The 18,691-nt window shown below is 70.5% G+C and carries 16 protein-coding genes, 1 tRNA gene and 2 pseudogenes; 8 read left to right on the top strand and 11 right to left on the bottom strand.

What is annotated here, in order from left to right:
• The first annotated feature begins 126 nt into the window (after window positions 1-126).
• Complete coding sequence (locus AGRA3207_RS25835; protein WP_420830775.1) at window positions 127-924, top strand: SDR family oxidoreductase; 798 nt, start codon at window positions 127-129, stop codon at window positions 922-924.
• Window positions 921-1,946, top strand: a complete 1,026-nt coding sequence (locus tag AGRA3207_RS25830) for a DNA topoisomerase IB (protein ID WP_231329596.1) — start codon at window positions 921-923, stop codon at window positions 1,944-1,946. The genes AGRA3207_RS25835 and AGRA3207_RS25830 overlap by 4 nt, the downstream gene beginning before the upstream one ends.
• A gap of 36 nt (window positions 1,947-1,982) precedes the next feature.
• Here the strand turns inward: AGRA3207_RS25830 and AGRA3207_RS25825 are convergent, their stop codons facing one another.
• The 4 genes from AGRA3207_RS25825 to AGRA3207_RS25810 form a co-directional block, all read right to left on the bottom strand.
• A complete protein-coding gene (locus AGRA3207_RS25825; protein WP_231329595.1) occupies window positions 1,983-2,714 on the bottom strand; it encodes a metallophosphoesterase family protein in 732 nt (243 codons plus the stop codon).
• Window positions 2,711-2,947, bottom strand: a complete 237-nt coding sequence (locus AGRA3207_RS25820; RefSeq protein WP_231336391.1) for a BON domain-containing protein — start codon at window positions 2,945-2,947, stop codon at window positions 2,711-2,713. Before AGRA3207_RS25820 ends, AGRA3207_RS25825 begins: the two co-directional genes overlap by 4 nt.
• A gap of 5 nt (window positions 2,948-2,952) precedes the next feature.
• The gene (locus AGRA3207_RS25815) at window positions 2,953-3,513 is read right to left on the bottom strand and encodes a nucleotidyltransferase (RefSeq protein ID WP_231329594.1); all 561 of its coding nucleotides are present in this window, start codon (window positions 3,511-3,513) and stop codon (window positions 2,953-2,955) included.
• Between the two features lie 306 nt (window positions 3,514-3,819).
• Window positions 3,820-4,215 carry an SCO5389 family protein gene (locus AGRA3207_RS25810; protein WP_231329593.1) on the bottom strand — a complete coding sequence of 132 codons (396 nt, stop codon included), beginning with the start codon at window positions 4,213-4,215 and terminating at the stop codon, window positions 3,820-3,822.
• A 1,228-nt stretch (window positions 4,216-5,443) separates the two neighbouring features.
• On the opposite strand from AGRA3207_RS25810, the gene AGRA3207_RS25805 reads away from it, so the two are divergent.
• Window positions 5,444-6,067, top strand: a complete 624-nt coding sequence (locus tag AGRA3207_RS25805) for a C40 family peptidase (RefSeq protein ID WP_231329592.1) — start codon at window positions 5,444-5,446, stop codon at window positions 6,065-6,067.
• Between the two features lie 60 nt (window positions 6,068-6,127).
• Here the strand turns inward: AGRA3207_RS25805 and AGRA3207_RS25800 are convergent, their stop codons facing one another.
• The gene (locus AGRA3207_RS25800) at window positions 6,128-7,204 is read right to left on the bottom strand and encodes an alkene reductase (RefSeq protein ID WP_231329591.1); all 1,077 of its coding nucleotides are present in this window, start codon (window positions 7,202-7,204) and stop codon (window positions 6,128-6,130) included.
• A gap of 101 nt (window positions 7,205-7,305) precedes the next feature.
• Here AGRA3207_RS25800 and AGRA3207_RS25795 point away from each other — a divergent pair, with 101 nt between their 5' ends.
• On the top strand, window positions 7,306-10,074 hold the full coding sequence (locus AGRA3207_RS25795; RefSeq protein ID WP_231329590.1) for a helix-turn-helix transcriptional regulator: 2,769 nt from the start codon (window positions 7,306-7,308) through the stop codon (window positions 10,072-10,074).
• 6 nt (window positions 10,075-10,080) lie between these two features.
• On the opposite strand, the gene AGRA3207_RS25790 is transcribed toward AGRA3207_RS25795, so the two are convergent.
• Together AGRA3207_RS25790 and AGRA3207_RS25785 are read right to left on the bottom strand one after the other, a co-directional pair.
• Window positions 10,081-10,779: a dienelactone hydrolase family protein gene (locus AGRA3207_RS25790; RefSeq protein ID WP_231329589.1), complete on the bottom strand. Its 699-nt coding sequence runs from the start codon at window positions 10,777-10,779 to the stop codon at window positions 10,081-10,083.
• Window positions 10,779-11,192 carry a PaaI family thioesterase gene (locus tag AGRA3207_RS25785; protein WP_231329588.1) on the bottom strand — a complete coding sequence of 138 codons (414 nt, stop codon included), beginning with the start codon at window positions 11,190-11,192 and terminating at the stop codon, window positions 10,779-10,781. The genes AGRA3207_RS25790 and AGRA3207_RS25785 overlap by 1 nt, the downstream gene beginning before the upstream one ends.
• Before the next feature lie 24 nt (window positions 11,193-11,216).
• On the opposite strand from AGRA3207_RS25785, the gene AGRA3207_RS25780 reads away from it, so the two are divergent.
• A complete protein-coding gene (locus AGRA3207_RS25780; protein WP_231329587.1) occupies window positions 11,217-12,488 on the top strand; it encodes a cytochrome P450 in 1,272 nt (423 codons plus the stop codon).
• A gap of 71 nt (window positions 12,489-12,559) precedes the next feature.
• Here AGRA3207_RS25780 and AGRA3207_RS25775 read toward each other — a convergent pair whose 3' ends face one another.
• Together AGRA3207_RS25775 and AGRA3207_RS39915 are read right to left on the bottom strand one after the other, a co-directional pair.
• On the bottom strand, window positions 12,560-13,354 hold the full coding sequence (locus AGRA3207_RS25775; RefSeq protein ID WP_231329586.1) for a CHAP domain-containing protein: 795 nt from the start codon (window positions 13,352-13,354) through the stop codon (window positions 12,560-12,562).
• Entirely contained in the window at window positions 13,354-13,476 is a 123-nt protein-coding gene (locus AGRA3207_RS39915) for a hypothetical protein (RefSeq protein ID WP_273699940.1), read from the bottom strand. The genes AGRA3207_RS25775 and AGRA3207_RS39915 overlap by 1 nt, the downstream gene beginning before the upstream one ends.
• A gap of 592 nt (window positions 13,477-14,068) precedes the next feature.
• Here AGRA3207_RS39915 and AGRA3207_RS25770 point away from each other — a divergent pair.
• Window positions 14,069-14,144, top strand: a tRNA-Lys gene (locus AGRA3207_RS25770).
• A 1,289-nt stretch (window positions 14,145-15,433) separates the two neighbouring features.
• Here the strand turns inward: AGRA3207_RS25770 and AGRA3207_RS25765 are convergent.
• Entirely contained in the window at window positions 15,434-16,141 is a 708-nt protein-coding gene (locus tag AGRA3207_RS25765; RefSeq protein ID WP_231329585.1) for a pentapeptide repeat-containing protein, read from the bottom strand.
• Between the two features lie 729 nt (window positions 16,142-16,870).
• Window positions 16,871-17,368, bottom strand: coding sequence for a hypothetical protein (locus AGRA3207_RS25760; protein ID WP_231329584.1), 498 nt, complete (start codon window positions 17,366-17,368; stop codon window positions 16,871-16,873).
• 106 nt (window positions 17,369-17,474) lie between these two features.
• Between AGRA3207_RS25760 and AGRA3207_RS40325 the strand changes: the two are divergent.
• Together AGRA3207_RS40325 and AGRA3207_RS40320 are read left to right on the top strand one after the other, a co-directional pair.
• Window positions 17,475-17,755, top strand: a pseudogene (locus AGRA3207_RS40325) (ISL3 family transposase); the annotation flags it as partial.
• A 415-nt stretch (window positions 17,756-18,170) separates the two neighbouring features.
• Window positions 18,171-18,373: pseudogene (locus AGRA3207_RS40320) on the top strand (ISL3 family transposase); the annotation flags it as partial.
• Window positions 18,374-18,691 lie beyond the last annotated feature (318 nt).

Raw genomic sequence — 18,691 nt, 5'->3', positions numbered from 1 at the left:
CACGGAGGCACGATGTTACCCGCCGGTCACGATACGGGGATGTTTGTCCCGCGAGCAGCCGGGCACCCGCCGGACATGGTGGAACCTCCAGCACAAAGCCAGTCCTACCCGGGACGCACCTCGGACATGGCACCCGAGCCGCACGACGAGATGCGCGGCTACACCGGCAGCGGCCTGCTGGACGGCAGGCGGGCGCTGATCACCGGCGGTGACTCCGGGATCGGCCGCGCGACCGCGGTCGCGTTCGCCAAGGAGGGCGCCGACGTCGCGATCACCTATCTGGAGGAGGACGACGACGCCCGGCACACCGCAGGACTCGTCGAGGCCGAGGGCCGCCGGTGCGTCACCTTCGGCGGCGACCTGGCCGAGGAGCGCCACAGCCGCGAGATCGTCCGGCACGCCGTCCGCGACCTCGGCGGCCTGGACGTGCTCGTCCTGCACCACGGCACGCAGAAGCCGGTGCAGGACGTCCGCGAGATCGACGGTCCCCAGCTCCGCCGGACGTTCGAGGTCAACGTGTACTCGCTGTTCTGGACGGTCCAGGAGGCCCTCGGCCATCTGGGATCCGGCGCGTCCGTGATCATCACCGGCTCCATCAACGGGCTGCGCGGCAACAAGACCCTGATCGACTACTCCGCGAGCAAGGCCGCGGCGATGGCCCTCACCACCTCGCTCGCCCAGAACCTCATGGAACGCGGCATCCGCGTCAACTGCGTCGCGCCCGGCCCGGTCTGGACGCCGCTGATCCCCGCCACCTTCGACGCGGAGCGGGTCGAGGACTTCGGCAAGCAGGCGCCGATGGGACGCGCCGCCGAACCCGACGAGATCGCGCCGTCCTATGTCTTCTTCGCCGCGAACCGGCTCTCGTCCTACTACACCGGCCAGACGCTGGTGCCCGCCGGAGGCGAGATCCACCCGGGATGACCCTGCGGCGCAGTGACCCTGCCGAGCCCGGCCTCGGCCGCCGCCGCCACGGCCGCGGCTTCGTCTACCTGGGGCTGGACGGCCGTCCCCTGGACGACCCGGCCGAGAAGGAGCGGATCAGGGCCCTCGTCATCCCGCCCGCGTGGCGGGACGTGTGGATCTGCCCGGACGCCGACGGGCACATCCAGGCGATGGGGACCGACGCGGCGGGACGCCGCCAGTACCTGTACCACGACGCCTGGCGCGAGCAGCGCGACCGGGAGAAGCACGAGCACGTGCTGGAGCTCGCCGAGCGGCTGCCGGCCGTCCGCGCGACCCTCTCCCGTTATCTGGAGGGCCGCGGGTACGGACGCGAGCGCGTGCTGGCCGCCGCCGTCCGGCTGATCGACCTCGGCTTCTTCCGCATCGGCGGCGAGGCGTACGCGGCGGACAACGGCACGTACGGGCTGGCCACCGTCCTGCGCGAGCACGTCACGTGCCGGCGCGGCGAGGTGGCGTTCGAGTACCCGGCGAAAGGGTCGAAGGAGCGCTATCAGGCGGTCGCCGAGGAGGGCGTCTGCAAGGTCGTCTCCGGCCTCAAGCGCCGCCGCGACGAGGGTCCCGAGCTGCTCGCCTACCGGACGCGGTCCGGCTGGCACGACGTCACCACGTCCGACATCAACGAGTTCATCCGTGAGGTCACGGACGGCGACTTCAGCGCCAAGGACTTCCGGACCTGGCACGCCACCGTCCTCGCAGCCGTGGGCCTGGCGGTGTCCGTGCGCGCGGGGAAGGCGGAGACCGCGCGGAAGCGGGCCATCGTCCGGGTCGTCAAGGAGGTCGCCGCGTACCTGGGCAACACCCCGGCCGTGGCCCGCGCGTCCTACATCGACCCGCGGATCATCGAGCTGTACGAGGAGGGCCGCACGATCGCCCCCGCGCTCACGGCCCTCGGCAAGGAGACCGGGGAGGGCGAGCTGGCCACCCAGGGCCCGGCCGAGCAGGCCGTCCTCGACCTCCTCCGCGACGCCGACGGCCGGTGAGCACGCCGGCGCCCGGGATCAGGCGGCCGCTGCGGATCAGCGGGCCGGGGCGGGGTGCGGGTCGAGCGTGTAGAGGGCGTAGGCGTGCTGGATCACCGGGAGCGCCACGTTCCGGACGCGGACGCCGCCCTGCGTGAGGCCCTTCTCCGTGCCCTTGTGCGCGTGCCCGTGGATCGCCAGCTCCACGCCCGCCGCGTCGATCGCCTCGCCCAGCAGGTAGCTGCCGAGGAACGGATAGATCTCCGGCGGCTCGCCCTCCAGGGTGTCGTCCACGGGCGCATAGTGGGTCAGGCTGACGCGGACGTCGGCGTCCAGCCCCAGCAGCGCGCCGCCGAACCGCGCCGCGACGTCCTTGGCGTGCCGGACGAACGCCTTCATCTCCGGCTCGCCGAAGTCGCTGGCGCACTTCCCCTGGAACCCGCCGCCGAAGCCCTTGCCGCCCGCGACGCCGAGCCGCGTCCCGCCGCAGTCCAGGACCGTCCCCTCGTTCTCCAGGACGGTGACGCCCGCGTCGCGCAGCACGTCCGCGATCTCCTCCTCGGCGTCGGAGTGGTAGTCGTGGTTGCCGAGCACCGTGATCACCGGCACGCCCAAGTCGCGCAGCTCACCCGCCGCGACCCGGCCCTCCTCGACCGTCCCGTGCCTGGTCAGATCGCCTGCGACGAGGAACACGTCCGCCTGGTCGGCCAGCCCGTGCAGCCGCGCCCGGTAGGCGCCGGCCACCTCCGGGCCCACGTGCAGGTCGCCCGCCGCCGCGACGCGGATCATGAGAGCCGCTCCTCGCCGTCCGGCTCGCCCACCGGCACCACCGACACCTCGTTGCAGATCCGGTGGCCCTCGGCGGCGGCGCGGGCGGCCTCCTCGACCTCCCGCCGCCGCTCCTCGCTCACCACCTCGCCGCGCAGGTGCACCACGTCCCCGCGGACGTCGACGCGGATGCCGAGTTCGTGCGCCTGCGCCGCCAGCCTCTCCTGGATGTGGGCGGACAGGTATTCGGGCATGTCGGTCACAGGACGCCCCCTTCGATGACGCCGAGCCTGGTCAGCAGGGTCAGGAACGCGTAGGCGTACGGGGACTCCGCGGTCTCGGACGCGACGCGCGGCCAGTCCACCTGCTCCCGCAGAGCGCGGCTCACGTGCAGGAACCCGCTGAAGTCGCAGGCGGTCTCGGTGAACGCCAGCAGCCGCATGACCACCAGGTCGGTGGCGGGCAGGACGGGCATGAACACCGCCCCGACGGTCATCTCCTCCGCGCGCCCGAGCAGGTCGTCGTCCACCGGCCGCCCGGACGGCGTGTGGATGAGGTCGATCAGGTGGTCCCCGTCGTAGGCCTTCGCGAGCCAGTTCTCGGGGCACTCCGCGTGCCGCATGCCCACCGCGCCGAGCGCGTCCAGCGCCGCGGGGACATCACGCTCCCGCAGCGCGAAGTCCACGTCGTGCGTGGACACGGCCGCGCCGCGCGCGTAGGCGGCGAACCCGCCCACGAGCGCGAACTCGATGCCCGCGTCCTGCAACGCCGCCGCGGCCCGTTTCAGGCTCGCCAGCAGCCCGTCCGGACCCGTGCGCACGCCGTTTCCAGCCTGCGGTCCCGTTTGCACATCCCCCACGCGATCTCCCGGTTCTAGCCGCACGCCGTGGCGGTACCCGGGGATCCCGGGCTCATTCCGCGTTCGCGGCGTCTCGGCCATGGCCCCGCCTCCGCCCGGTGCCGCCGGACGTCCGGCACCGGGCGGAGGCGGGGGTCGGGATGACCCCCGTCAGGGACGGGTCGGGTCCGTGACGGGGTTCGGCACGGGGACGGTTCAGGTCGGGGACGGTTCAGGTCGGGGACGGGTTGGAGATGGGTCCAGGTCGGGGATGGGACCGGGGACGGGTCAGCAGTCGACCAGTTCCGGGGACTGGTTCAGGAGCTGGGCGCGGGGCGAGATGAAGCGCTCGTGCCGCTCGGCGTTGCCCTCGACGGCGAAGTCGAAGGCCGCGACGCGGTGACAGTTCTGGAACGCCAGGCGCACACCGAAGTGGCGCTCCAGTGCCCCGCGCATCGAGTCGCTCGCGAGGACGCGGAGCAACTGCCCGCGGGCCTGCTCGTCGGGCGGCGGGGTCTGGTTGTCGGCGAAGCCGGTGTCACCGTCGCGCATCCGGGCGATGACACCGCTGATGACCTCCCACGCGTACGGCAGCGAGTCACGGACGCACGCCACGAAGGACGCGTCGTCCACCTCGCCCTGGCGGGCCTTCTCGAGCAGGCGATCGTCGACAGTCAGGGACATGATCGTTCTCCCCTCTCACCGGGTCTGGGACAGGGAACAGCGTCGCATGAAAACGATATTCGTTCCAGGGGTCAAAGGTGGGAGAGTTCTGCCATTTCGGACATCGAGCACGTTCTCCCATGTCGCGAGCCGCTTCCGGGCGTTCGCGGGCGGCGGGTCCGCCGCCGGCGTGCGCCTGTCGCGGGCTCGGGCGCCGGGCCTTCGCGGTTCGCCCGGAGCGCGCCCGGCCGGCGCCCTGCGGGTGGTTCCGGTGGTCGGGTGTGTTCATCGGGCCGCGCCCCTTGCGGCCCGAAAACGGCGGACAGGTCGTCCCTCAAGAGCGGACAGGTCGTCCCTCAAGAAGTGTGCGACGGACGGGCCGCGATGGCCCGCCTATGACCGGATCCGGCAATCCGGCGGCCTCCCGACCACGAGGAATCCACCGCGGGCGAGAAGCGGAGACACGGTCGTGATAGGCGCCTCACCGACATGGAGCCAAGCCCTGTCCGGGCGGTTATGGCGTCGGGCGGCTTCTGTGTCGCATATCACGCCCACATAACGTCGCGAGGTCCGGGCAGCAGTCCAAGATCCATTTTCCTGGTATGCCTCGCGTCTCCTCCAGGACACCTCCAGAGCACTTCCAGGGACCTTCAAAACCGGGTCCGAACCGCGTTCGATCCAGCCCGCCGAGCCCGTGATCTGGGCACGCAGTTCCAAGAATGGCCATCACGGGACGCACAGAATCACTCACCGTGCGTCCGGAGAGACGGCACCGATTTCACCTCTCCAAGGAACTGTGACCCACTTCACAATTACTCGAATTCGGTCATCATCGGCGCAGGCAGCACCGTGATCGTCACTGCGCGTCAGGAACTCATGGCACCTGAGAATCGGCTTCACATTTGCCAGCCGAGCCGGACCCTGGCTACGTTCCTGCCCGGTTCGTGCGGCACACCACGCCGCCCCAGATAACAGAACACGCAATCCGACGCGCGGTTGCGGTGCGTCTCGGACTTCGCCCCTCTCAGGTCCGGGATCGTCCCTTCCGGACGGCACGGGTCCCCGGTGCGGGCCCGGCACGCCGTCCCCCGGACGGCGCCACCGCCGAAGAACCGCCGTCGATCGCCGAATCCGTGCAGCCATGAGGCACGGAGCCGAGACGCGGCCGTGTCCGCGGCGTCCCCCCGCGACGCCCCGGAGAACGGCGGCCGCTGCATCCCGAAACGCCAGAGCGGTAGTCCCGCCTGCGGTGAGGGCTGCCCGGCAGGCACCATCCGCGAAATCTGGAGTCATCCTGCATACCCCCAGAAACCCCCTGAAGACCCGTATCGCCCGCACGTCGCTCGCCGGCGGCACCGTCCTCACCACCGCGACCGCGCTCGGCGTGTCGCTGCTGGTGGCGGCGCCCGCCCAGGCGACCCCGGCGCGGGCCACGGCCCCGGCCCAGGCGGTGACGGCCACGAACCTGGCCGCCACCAAGATCTCCGCGTCCAGGAAGGCGCGTCAGAAGAAGCGCGCCGCCATCGCCGTCAAGTTCGCCTACAAGCAGATCGGCGACCCGTACCGCTACGGCGGCAACGGGCCCGGCTCGTGGGACTGCTCGGGACTGGCCGGCACGGCGTGGCGCAAGGCCGGGGTGAAACTTCCCCGCACGACACAGCAGATCTACCGTGCGGTCAAGTACAAGGTCTCGTGGAAGGGCGCGGTCAAGGGCGACCTGCTCTTCTTCTATGGCGGCAAGACCCACATGGGCATCTACGTCGGGAAGGGCTACATGATCCACGCGCCCAGCTCGGGCAAGCGGGTCAAGAAGGTCAAGCTGGCGGGTTACTACAAGCGCCACTTCAGCGGCGCTGTCCGCCCCGGCTACTGAGCCGGGCATAGATCACGCGAGGGCCCCGTGCCGGACGTCCGGTACGGGGCCTCGCCTTGCTCAGGCGGTGAGCGCCGGATAGTCGGTGTAGCCGCGGTGGTCGCCGCCGTAGAAGCTCGCCGGGTCGGCCTCGTTGTACGGGCCTCCGGCCCGGATCCGCTCCGGGAGATCGGGGTTGGCGAGCCACAGGCGCGCGAACGAGACCGCGTCGGCCAGGCCCTCGCGCAGCGCCTCGGCGCCGTGTTCGGGAGTGGCCTGGTCGGTGTCCGGCGTCGGGTGCGGGTTGAGGATCAGCGTTCCCGGCCAGGCGGCACGGAGCGTGCGGGTCAGGTCCCGGAGACCCGTCTCCATGACGTGGAGGTAAGCAATTCCTAGCGGCGCCAAGGCCGCGACCAGCGCCGTGTACAACGCGGGTGTGTCGCTCTCGGTGACGCCGTTGGCGTTGTTACCCGGGGACACTCGGAGGCCCACGTGCTCTGGTCCGATCGCTTCGGCGACGGCCTGCGTGACCTCCACGGCGAACCTGATGCGGTTCTGGACGGTCCCGCCATAGCCGTCCGTCCGCGTGTTGCTCCCGTCCCCGAGGAACTGGTGGATCAGGTAGCCGTTCGCGCCGTGCAGTTCCACTCCGTCGAACCCGGCGTCCATGGCGTTGCGGGCGGCGTCCGCGAACTCCCGGACGGCCTGGGCGATGTCGTCCGTGGTCATCTCGCGGGGCTCGGGGTGGTCGAGCATCCCCTCCGGCGTGAACAGCTGCTCGCCGCTGGCGATAGCGGACGGGCCCAGCGGCGGCGCGCCGTCCGGGTACAGCACCGGGTGGCCCACGCGGCCCGTGTGCATCAGCTGGGCGAAGATCCGCCCGCCCGCGGCGTGCACGGCGCCGGTGACCGCCCGCCACGCCTCCACCTGCCCGCCGGAGTGCAGGCCGGGCGTCCAGACGTAGCCCTGTCCCCGGACGCTCGGCTGCGTGCCCTCCGAGATGATCAACCCGGCCGTGGCGCGCTGCGCGTAGTACTCGGCGGTCAGCCCGGTCACCTCGCCGTCCTCGAACGCCCGGCTGCGGGTCATCGGCGCCATCACCAGGCGGTTGGGCAACTCCAGCTTCCCGACCGGCAGCGGCTCGAACAGTTCCTTCATGACGTCCTCCTCATGGCGTGCGCATCGGCCATGAAGGTACGGAGAGCCGGCCCCGCAGCGAATCCGTAAAGTTTCGGTAGTCGGCCCCGTAGTTTGGAGACGTGCTCTACGGGCGTGAAACCGAACAGGCGCGGATCTCCTCGCTGCTCGCGGAGGCGCGCGACGGCGGGCGCAGCGGCGCCCTCGTGCTGCGCGGCGAGGCCGGCATCGGCAAGTCCGCGCTGCTGGAGAGTGCCGCGGACGGCGTGCCGCGCGTCCTGCGCGCGGTCGGGATCGAGGCGGAGTCGGGCATCGCGTTCGCCGGGCTCAACCAGCTCCTGTGGCCCGTCCGCGACCGCCTCGGCGCCCTCCCGGACGCGCAGGCCGCGGCGCTGCGGTCGGTGCTCGCCGATCCCGGCGCCACCGGCGCGGGACCGCGGGACCGCTTCACCACCGGGCTCGCCGTGCTGACGCTGCTCGCCGACCTCGCCGACGACGACCGTCCCGGTCTCGTGTGGGAGGGCGACCCCCCGCACCCCCCGGGACGGCCCGTGCTGTGCCTCGCCGACGACGCCCAGTGGCTGGACACCGCGACCGCCGAGGCGCTGCTGTTCGCGGCGCGGCGGCTGGCGGCCGAGGGCGTGGTGATGCTGTTCGCCGCGCGGGACGAGGCGTTCACCGGCACGGGCCTGCCCGAACTGCGCCTCGACCGGCTGGACCGCGATGCCGCCGCAAGCCTGGCCGCCGCGCGGCGCGTGCCGCCCGCCGTCCGCGACCGGGTCGTCCGGGAGTCGAAGGGCAACCCGCTCGCCCTGCTGGAGTTCGGCGCGGCCGGGCTCTCGATGCCGGACGGCTCGCGTCCGCTCCCGGTCACCGACCAGGTCGTCGCGTCGTTCCGGAACCAGATCGGCGGCCTCCCGGACGAGGCCCGGCTGATGCTCCTGATAGCCGCGGCCGAGGGACGCGGTTACATGCCGAGCCTGCTGGGCGCGGCGCGCGCGCTGGGCGTGGGCCTGTCCGACCTAGAGGCGGCGGAGCGAGCACGCCTGGTGGAAGTGACGGGCCGGAGGATCGCCTTCCGGCATCCGTTGATCCGGGCCGCCTCCTACCAGGGGGCTGTCACGGCGCAGCGCGTCGCCGTCCACCAGGCCCTGGCCGATTCGTCGGACGATCTGAACTGCCGCGCGCGGCACCGCGCGTCAGCCGCCATGGCACCGGACGAGGACGTCGCCGCCGACCTAGAGGCCGCGGCAGAGCGCGCGCGGGACCTCACCGGCTACGCGACCGCCGCAGCGCTCTTCCGCCAGGCGGCGGAACTGACCCCAGCCGCAGGCGCGCGCGCAGCCCGCCTCGGTGCGGCGGCAGAGACGATCCTCCAGGCCGGGCAGCCCGCAGAAGCGGAGGAGCTGGCCGCCAGCGCCGCGAAGCTCACCGGCGACCCGGTGGAGCACGCGCGCCTGGGCCGCGTCCGCGCCGCGGTCGAGTACGAACGCGGCGACCCGCGGGCCGCCGCGCGCCTCATGGTCGAGCACGCCGCCCACGCCGCGCCGGACGACCGGGCCGCCATGCTGCGGGCCGGCGCCACCTACGCCTGGACGTCCGGCGAGTCCTCCGCCGTCCTGCGCGCGGCCGGGCTGCTCCCCGGCGACCGGACGGTCCAGGGCCTCGCCCACCTGGCCGGCGGCGACTACGAACGCGGCCTGCCGCTCCTGTCCGCGCTGGTCGGCGAGGCACGCGCCGGCCTGGGCACATCGGAGACCACCGGGGGCCATGACGAGGACGACTGCGTCGCGGGAGAGATCGCGTCCCGCCGCGACGCGCCGGACCCCGCCGGGCACGTCCGGGCCGCCTGGCTCGCGCTGATCATCGGCGACGACGAGGCCGCGTCGGCGCTCGCCGCCGCCGACGCGGCGCACTGCCGGCGGCACGGCCTGATCGGCGCGCTGCCGACCGTCCTGCAGACGCAGGCGCAGACGCGGATCGCCGCGGGCCTGCACGCCGACGCCGAGTCCATCGTGGCCGAGGCCATCGCGCTCGCCCGCGACACCGGCCTGTCCCGCCGCGAGGGACGGCTCGGCGCCGTGCTGGCGCGGATCCCCGCGATCGAGGGGGACGAGACGCGCCTCCACGAGCTGATCGAGAAGGCGCCGCCCCCGCACTGCGGACTCGCCGCCAACGCGCTCGCCCTGCTCGACCTGGGCCTCGGCCGTTACGACGACGCGCTGCGCCGCCTGGACGACATCGCGCAGGGTCCGCGCCGGTACAGCGCCGAGGTGATGCTGTCCGCCGCAGACCGGATCGAGGCGGCGGTCCGTTCCGGACGTCCCGCCCAGGCGCGTCCTGTTCTCGACCAGTTCCGCGCATGGGCCGAGGCGGGAAAGCAGCCGTGGGCGCTCGCCGTGGCCTCACGCTGCGAAGCTCTTCTGGACGACACCGAGGAGCCCTACACGCGCGCGGTCCACCTGCATGAGCGGTCAACGCGACCGTTCGAACGGGCCCGCACCGAGCTCCTCTACGGCGAATGGCTGCGCCGCAACCGCCGCCGCTCGGACGCCCGCATCCCGCTCCGTTCCGCAGCGGACATCTTCGAGCAGCTCCGGGCCGTCCCCTGGCTCGACCGCGCGCGCGCCGAACTCCGAGCGACCGGCGAGCCGGGCACCGGCACCCCGACGGTGTCCGTCCCCACCGCGCCGGACCTCCTCGACCGTCTCACCCCGCAGGAACTCCAGGTCGTCCGGCTCGCCGCCGCCGGAACCAGCAGCCGCGAGATCGCCGCGCAGCTCTTCCTCAGCCCGCGGACGGTCGAATACCACCTCTACAAGGCGTACCCGAAGCTCGGCGTCTCGTCCCGTAGGCAACTGTCCCGGCTCGCCTTGGAGTCCGCTACATGACGAGGGTCATGTGCCAGGAGGAAGGGTCCGGGCCAGGAAGTCCTCCGTGAGCCTCCAAGCCCGGTCCGCCGGTCCGGGCTGGTAGAACATCGGGGCCTTGCGGTTGTGGAACGCATGTCCGCCGTCCTCCTGGACGTGGATTTCGACGTTCTCCCTCCCTTCGACCGCCTGCTCCACCGCCGCGACATCCTCACGCGAGATGTAAGGGTCGGACCCACCAAAGTGGAGCTGCAACGGTGCCCGGACACTTTCGAGCATCCCGAGCGCACCCGGAACCCCCGAACCGTAGAACGACACTGCGGCGTCCACCTCGGCCCGCGCCGCCAGCTGGTACGCGAGCGTCCCGCCGAAGCAGAACCCGAGCACCCCGGCGCGTCCGTCCACCTCCGGGAGGCCGCGTAGGGAGGCAAGCGCCGCCTCAAGGTCCTCCGGGCCCTTCTCCCAGTCGAACTGCGACACCATCGACATCGCCTTGGGCAGGGCCTGCTCATCGTGCGCGACGGCCCATCCCGGCTCGATCCGCCAGAACATGTCGGGCGCCGCCACGACGTATCCCAGCGCGACGAGATCCTCCGCCACCGCCTCCATGTAGTCGCCGACCCCGAAGATCTCCTGCACCAGCAGGATCCCCGGGCCCCGCTTCCGCGGCGCCCACACATGGAGGGCGAACTCCCCGTCCGCCACACGCACTCTCTCGATACGCATCACCCCATGATCGCGTAGACGGCGCTCGCGCGGGCCACCACCGCCGGATCCCCGTCCACGGTCAGCGTCACGTCCGCGAACGCCAGTGTCCGTCCCAGCTTGCCGATTGTCACCGCCACGAGGACGTCCCTTCCCACCACGGGCCGCTGGAAGGACGTGCTGAGCTGCACCGTGGTCATCGGCACGAACCCGCCGCGCGCCCCGGCGACCGCCACCACGACCGCGGTGTCGGCCGCCGCCATCATCGCCTGGCCGGACAGACCGCCACCCTCCCGGGCAAGACGGTCGGACCACGGCAACCGGAGCACCGCCGACCCGTCCCCCACCTCCTCCACCACGAGCCCCAATTCGAGCACCCAGGGCGCGAAGTTCTCGCGCAGGATCTTCTGGCCGTCCGCCGCCTTCAACGTCACACGGCCATGATGCACGCTGGTCACATGCACGAGGAGATCTTCCTGCCCGCCACCTACGCCACCGGGGTCCCCTACGACGCGTTCCGGAGACTGCGCGCCGAATCACCCGTCGCATGGGTTCCCGAACCCGCCGTCGGCCCCTGGCCCCCAGGCACGGGCTACTGGGCGGTCTTCTCCCACGCCGACGTCAAGCACGTCCTGCGCTCCCCCGGCCTGTTCTCCTCCCACCTCGGCGCCACCCAGATCCGCGACCCCGACACCCCCGAGGACCTCGCCTTCGTCCGCGCGATGATGCTCAACCAGGACCCGCCGTCCCACTCGCGGCTCCGCCGCATCGTCGCCTCCGCCTTCACCCCCCGCGCCGTCCGCGCCCTGGAAGAGGCCATCGAGAGCCGGGCCCGCACCCTGATCGCGGCCGCCCTCGGCGAGCCGGCCGACTTCGTCGAACTCGCCGCCGACCTCCCCGTCTGGACGCTCGCCCACATCATGGGCGTCCCCGACGGCGACCGCCGCCTGCTGTACGACTGGGCGTCCCGCGTCATCGGCTACCAGGACGACGAGTACGCGGACCTCTCCACGGCCACGCCCCTGAGCCCGATGGCCCGCGAGGCGATGACGCACAAACCGACATCGGCCGTCCACCCCGACGGCCGTCCGGTCAACCCCCGCTCCCGCGCCGCGCTGGCGGACATGTTCGCCTACGCCCACGCCCTCGCCGCCACCAAGAAGAAGACCCCCTCCGGCGACATCATGTCCCGCATGCTCGAAGGCGGCCTCACCGGCGACGAGTTCGAGAACATGTTCTTCCTCTTCGCCGTGGCCGGGAACGAGACCCTCCGCAACGGCATCCCCGGCGGCCTGCACACCCTCCTCGACCACCCGTCCGAACTGGCCCGGCTCCGTGCCGAACCGTCCCTCCTCCCGTCCGCGGTCGAGGAGATGCTCCGCTTCTGGCCCCCGGTAATGGATTTCCGCCGGACCGCCACCACCGACCTCGAACTCTCCGGACGGACGATCCGCGCGGGCCAGAAGGTCGTCGTGTACCACGCGTCCGCCAACCGCGACGAAACGGTCTTCCCCGACCCCGACCGCTTCGACATCACCCGCACCCCCAACGACCACGTCAGCTTCGGGTTCGGCCCCCACTTCTGCCTGGGCGCCCACCTGGCCCGCACCCAGATGCGCGCCGTCTTCCGCGAACTCCTCCCCCACGACATAGAACGCACCGGCCCGCCCGTCCGCCTGGCGTCGAACTTCCAGAACGGCCTCAAACACCTTCCCGTCCGCCTCACATGAAACGCCCCGCCCTCCAGAGGAGGACGGGGCGCCATGCCGGACGGGCTTCACCACCCGCCGACGATCAAAGACTACCCGCGCGCGCGGTTCCCGAGCGCGCTGGCGACCTGCTCGGCGAACTCGTCCGGGATCGCCGCCGCGATCGAGTCCGGCTTGAGTCCCGCCAGGACGAGCCGCGCGAGCTCCGTCTCGTCCACGCCGGGCGACCGCACCGCGATCTGGGCGACGGCGGCCTTGATCTCCTGCACGCTCGAATAGGTATCGCGCAGCACGTTGATGTGCCGCCACGTCGGATTGCCCTCCGCGGACCCGGCCGGGGCCGGCGCGGTGTCGGTGTTCCAGACGATGTCGCGGATCTTCTTCAGGTCGTCGCTGGACAGGGGCATGTCGTCCTCCTCGCTGTAGGCGGGCCGTCCATAGCCCGCGATCACATTCGCCGCGCGCACCCTGCGCCGGCACGCGTCCCCGGTGTTCGCCTCGATCGTCTGGAGCCGCCCCCCGCCGAGCGCCTTCTCGACCACGCCCACGTGGTCGATGGCGTCGACCGAGTTGCTCGCACCCCAGTCGAAGAACACGATGTCGCCGGGCCTGGCACGGTCGACCTCGGCCGCGCTGCCCTTGCGCCAGCGCCCGGCCCTCTGGAAGTCCTCCGCGTGCCACACGGTGTAGGCGCGGTCACCGCTCAGCAGGACCGCACCCGCGTTGCCGCTGTGCCGTGCCCAGTAGGTGACGGCCATGTCACACCACGAGGCGCGCAGGAACTCGTCCCCATGCCGGGACGCGTACTCCCGCGTGATCTTGTTCGGCCGTCCCGACATCCCGAGGGACTTGCGGGCCTCGGCCAGCATTCCCGTCACCGTCCCCATCAGCGCCCCTCCCCTCGGAAGACGCCGTCGGAATCGGGGTCGCCGTACAGCTCCCTCAGGATCTGCTCTTCGTCGGCCTCGGTGGCCCTATGGACATCGGGGTGGGCATCGACCCGATCCATATAGGCCGCCTCATTCTCATCTTTTCTTGACTGGGGGGTCACTGCTCCTCCGGAGTGTCGGCCGGAATGGACATGTGCAGTTGAGCCAACAGAACCTCCTTACTTGACCACCACGACGACGGGTGCCCCACGCACCCGCAACGACCGCGATCGACCAGGTCAACTCGTGACCGATACCTACAGGCCCGTACGGCCCTCAGGACCCCTGCCGGCCCCGTCCGCCGTTCCGCCCGCCCGCCGCGCCGCGGGCAGTGCCATTTTCACAGAAGAGCCCGCCTCGTCGCCGGACTTCGTCGTTATCAGACCCCATCCACACAGTGAGAACCTGCAATCCCGGCACACGCCGGTGACGACCGCGGTAACAGCCGACCTATTTCCGAAGAACTCCATCGCGATCCGGCCGCTTGTACCCCGTACACCGCACCCCACACCTCCCACCGCCCCCGCACACCCCGCCCGCCCGGCAACCGGGATGCGATGGACCAGGACAGCCCTCTACACTCGTGACATCCCTGACGGGCCGTCTCCCCCGCCTGAGGCACCCATGTACGATCGATCACGTCGGGACCGACTGGAGAACCGCAGGCATCGAGGGTCGCTAGCTCAATTGGCAGAGCTCCGGACTTTTAATCCGTAGGTTGTGGGTTCGAGTCCCACGCGACCCACCACCCCTGACCAGCCCAAACGATGAAGATGTCCGCTTCGCCCGCCGCCAACTTCGCCCCACTACGTTCCCCTGTCGGCTCGCGGACACCACCCGGGCCACCACCACAGCGGTCAGCCATCAGGCCACCGAAACATACGTGTCCCAGGCCGCGCCGCACCCACCGGCACCTGCCTCTTCACCATGGCCTCGCCCAACACCCGGGAAGGAACGTCAGGCCGACGGAGACGCCCCGGTCGTCCGCCTCCGCAAAGATCCGGCTCAATCAGGTCTGCGGGACCACCGCCCGTGCCCCCGGCCGACCACCTCAGCGGCGAACGGTCCCGCCTCCCACCCCAAGCCAAGGTCACCCCCGGTGGCGCCTCCGTCCGGTAGCTGACGCCAGAGCACGCATGCGGCAGAAGAGAAATGACAGTGGATGCCGTCGAACCGGTCAAGCATCCGCGCAGCCCTGGGACAGGACATGCCCGACCTCAAGAAGGCGTCCACCACTCTGACGTCCTCACCACCCGAGAAACCATGCCGACGACGCCGCACGCTCCCAGGTACGCCGAACTCCGCGCAGACATGGTGCGCAGAAGGGCATTCAGACGCACGAAGGCATCGGTCGGGAGCGTACGCGTGCTTTCACAGATCGTGATGACGTCCACGTCGCCGTGACGCGAGCGCGCTACAGCGTGGCCTTCGTCGTAAACCGGCCACCACCGCCCTCTAGGCCGTCCCACAGGTGCAGCAGTGGCATCGCCGCTCTGAGTGACCAGCGGGCTGCGTGGCGTTTGGGAGCCGATCGGGTGGAACGGCGAGCGCAGTGTGCTCCGCTGGCGGCGGCTGAGGCGCCACGGGGAGACCTCAGATCTCCGTTACAGATTGCACGGCACTCTGTGGAATCCAGCGCTTATCGAATGCAGCTAAACACCGGCCGCTGCTCACCCGGGCATTGAAGCAGATACACACCACCGACCCCGCCGACGGCCAAGCTGGTGGGCTCATCGGCGACTCGGCCGCGAGAGCTGCCGTGCCGGTGTGGCGTCGTGCCGTCGTTCCGGTCAGGACAGCACACCGCCACCCCTGTACCCCCGCCCACCACGCAGGTCAGCGGCGCCTGCCCGGGGGCCTACCGGTGTAGAGGGTGCCCGCCTGCCGGGCCCGGTCCGCAGCGGGCCCCGGCCCCACGCCGAGCCGGCGAACCGCCTCGACCATCCGCGCGGCCGCACTCCAGGCCCTCGCCCAGCACCACCACCCCGACCTCACCGAGGACTGACTCCCTCGCCAGCGCCGTCGTCCCGCGTCCTCTTACCTGACCCCATCGGGTGCGATGGCGGCTCTGACCACCCACACCTCTGGCGCTCTCTCATCCGACCGGACCCGCATCGACTCGGCCATGTTGAACGGCCATAGCGTCCCGGAATTCCATCGGACTCCCTCCAGGGTCGCATCGGTTTCCAGCGTCGCGCTGGTCAGGTTCGTGTCGGTCAGATCCGCGCCGGTCAGATCCGCCTCGGTCAAGTTCGTGTCACTCAGGTCCGCGAGGATCAGGCTGGCACGAACCAAGATCGCGCCGTAGAGGTTTGCGCAGGTCAGGATCGCGCCGTTCAGATTCGTGTCGGTCAAGTTCGCGCGGCTCAGGTTCGCGCGGTTCGAGCTTCGGCTCCGATACGTGTTGGACAGCTCGGCTGAGCGCAAGGACCCATCGTCCAGGTCGGTCAAGTGCACGCCGGTCAGGTCTGCGGCGGTCAGATCGGCATCGCGCAGTTGCGCGCCTTTCAGGTTCGCGCCGACCAGGCGCGTGTCTCTCAGATTCGCGCCAGCCAGATTCGCGCGGCTCAGGTCCGTGCGCGTGAGGTCTACTCCACGCAGGTTCGCATAGCTGAGGTCCGCCTGGGTCAGGTTAACGCCATGCAGGTTCACGTCGGTCAGGTCCGCAGTCTTCAGGTTCACGCGGGCCAGGTCCGCGAAGGGGTGGAGGTGGTCCCGGGTGAGGCCGGGCGCGATCTCATCCACCGGCCACCGCCCGCCGCCCCGCTGATGCCTGCACGCATCCGACCATAGAACCGCGCCGTCACCAGGCGCACGGTAAAAGCTGCGCACGGTGGGGCCGGTCTCGGCCGCGCGGGCGACTAGACCGGACACTACGTGTATCTGCAGCCACGCGGACCCCCAATTGCACCCACTCCTCCAACGCGGCCTTCCGCGTCCGGAAACCGCCCCAGTGGACATGGCGCCGACGACCCTCCGCACCGGCACTCAACTCCAAGCGCAGGTACCCATCACCGTCGGTCGTTTTGCCCGGTCGACTCGAGCGGTACTACGGCCGCCTCCGAGGCACACCCGGCACCCATCGGCTTCCCGGGTTCACCGGTCTTGGAGCGAGCCGCCCCGGACGCACCTATCCGCAGGTCACCGGGCGAAAAGGGCCTGCCTTCGTCCATGGCCTTCGCCTCGAATTCGAGAAGCTCGGCACTCCCTCGTCCCACCCACCGGGCAGGTTGAGCAACGACCCCGCAAGCTCCGCTTCATGTCCCAGACCGCGTCATCACTCCCGCTTGCAGGCTTTCGACACTGGGCTTCGAGCCCGCCCGTTTCCAGACGAACTCGCCAGCCTGCTACCGGGCTTGCAGGGATCGTGAACGGACGGGGCCGGGGCTTCCGGAGTGACCGGACGAAGCGTTCTTTCAACGAGAAGGGCGGGAGTATCCCCAGCAGACCTCGCACACGCGCCACGATGCCACGTCATCGTGAGGGCTGTGGCGCGCCCACACGGGCCCGAAGCCTGGATATCGGGGTGTGCCATCCCAGCTCTCTCGGATCATCGCGTCCGGTTGATAATTCCCACCAGGGGTGGAGGAACCCGTCGACCCAATATGTCACGTAGCGTCCGATCAAGTGCTTGAGCAGAGCGTGATCGACGGCCGCGCAGTCCAGCAGGGCGCCGCACTCCTCGAAGAAGTGCAGAACTCGGCTGATGGCGATCCAGTCCTCGGTTCGCCCCTCAGCGCGGCAGGCCGTGGCCAGCTCAAGGAAGCTCTGCGGATGCTGGCTTCGAAGGTTCTCGGTCAGCAGGTAGTACGCCCGCACACGCGCCTCGATGTGCTCGATGGACTGCCAGGTCCGGTAGAGCTCCTGCGCTAGGTCGAACCTCCAGCGACGACGTGACTCCAGCCGCTGCACCACGAATGTACAGGCGGCACCCAGGAGAGCCCCGAGCAGTCCAGCGGTGATCTCAACCATCTTCGCTCCCCGCCCACTAGCGTCTCCGCTGCCTATGAGATGGGACGGCGGTAGAGGTCGTTTAAGGTCCATCCATTCGGCATAGATGATTGCCGCATATGGCCTGCCGGTCTGCGGCGTATGCCATAGCCGAAGCTGCGGTTACGAGGCCGTGGTCGGTGTGCGGGTGCGTCGGCTGGTGTGCCCGATCCGCGGCTGCGTCCAGACCCTCCGTGAACAACTGCCCGGTGTCCTGGAGCGTTACCAGCGCCGTACACCCCGGCTGGCCTCGCACTTCGGCGTGGTCGTACGAGAGCCAGCCGCGCCGGCACACTTCTGTTATCCAGGCTGGGTGTGCTGGTGTCCCGGCACACCGCGCTGCACGTATTGCTGCGGCTGCCGCTGCCGGAGCGGCCGGTGCTGAACAAGGGCGCTGGAATGCTCCCGCCGCCGGGGACCGGCGCTCAACACCGTCAAACGCTACGCGCGTGTCCCCGAGCCCGAGCGGCTGGTGCGCGCTCCCGCAGTACCGGCCCACGCTGGCCGATCTCCCTACCGCGACCATCTGCGCCGACGCCGCGAGCAAGATCCGGCGGTCCGGTGCTGCAACTGCTGGAATAGATCAGACAGCTCGGCTACATCGGCAGCCAGAACCTGCTCTACATCATCCAGGGACGCGTCGAGGCCGACCTCCCGCCGTTTCACCACGCCGCCTTATTCGCGGCCTGCTCACCGCCCCCGACCATCTCAAGGACCACCAGACCGAGCGGCTCGACGCGTGCGTCGCCGACGGCAACGCCGAACACCTGACCGAGTGGATCAGCAGGCCAGAGCGGAAGACCTGCCTCACTTGCACGCTTTCACCCGCGGGCTCGACCTGGTCCGCGACGCCGTGAACGCTGCCCTGACCCTGCCGTTTCACAACGTCGGTACCGAAGGCGTCAACACCAAGACACAAATGATCAAGCGTCAGATGTACGGACGCGCGCCTTCCCGCTCGTTCGACACCGGATCCTGCTCGGCTGACACCACTGTCCGTCACCACTGAATATACGGCAGAGCCGTTAACTGGATAGACCCACCGCAGATGAAGCGCCGCGGGCGGCGACCTGAGCGCCTGGATCTGTTTCTAGGACAAGACCGGTCAAGAGCTCAGGCCGTCCCGCGGACGGTCCTGGAGCCATTGGGGACATCGGCCGTAGGTGAGGGTGACGGCGGTTGGGTGTCGGTGGCTGACTTAACTGTGCGGACGAGGGCTTCGGCGACCATACGGTCCTGCGGCCAATCGTCGAAATTTTGATCGTGTCGTTGCTTGGTGGTCCGCCTTTAAGGCGTTCGGTCCTG

The sequence above is a fragment of the Actinomadura graeca genome, from assembly GCF_019175365.1.
GTDB classification, from domain to species: domain Bacteria; phylum Actinomycetota; class Actinomycetes; order Streptosporangiales; family Streptosporangiaceae; genus Spirillospora; species Spirillospora graeca.
The sequence above is the reverse complement of the archived record's forward strand: the minus strand, read 5'-3'. Positions and strand labels throughout refer to the sequence as shown.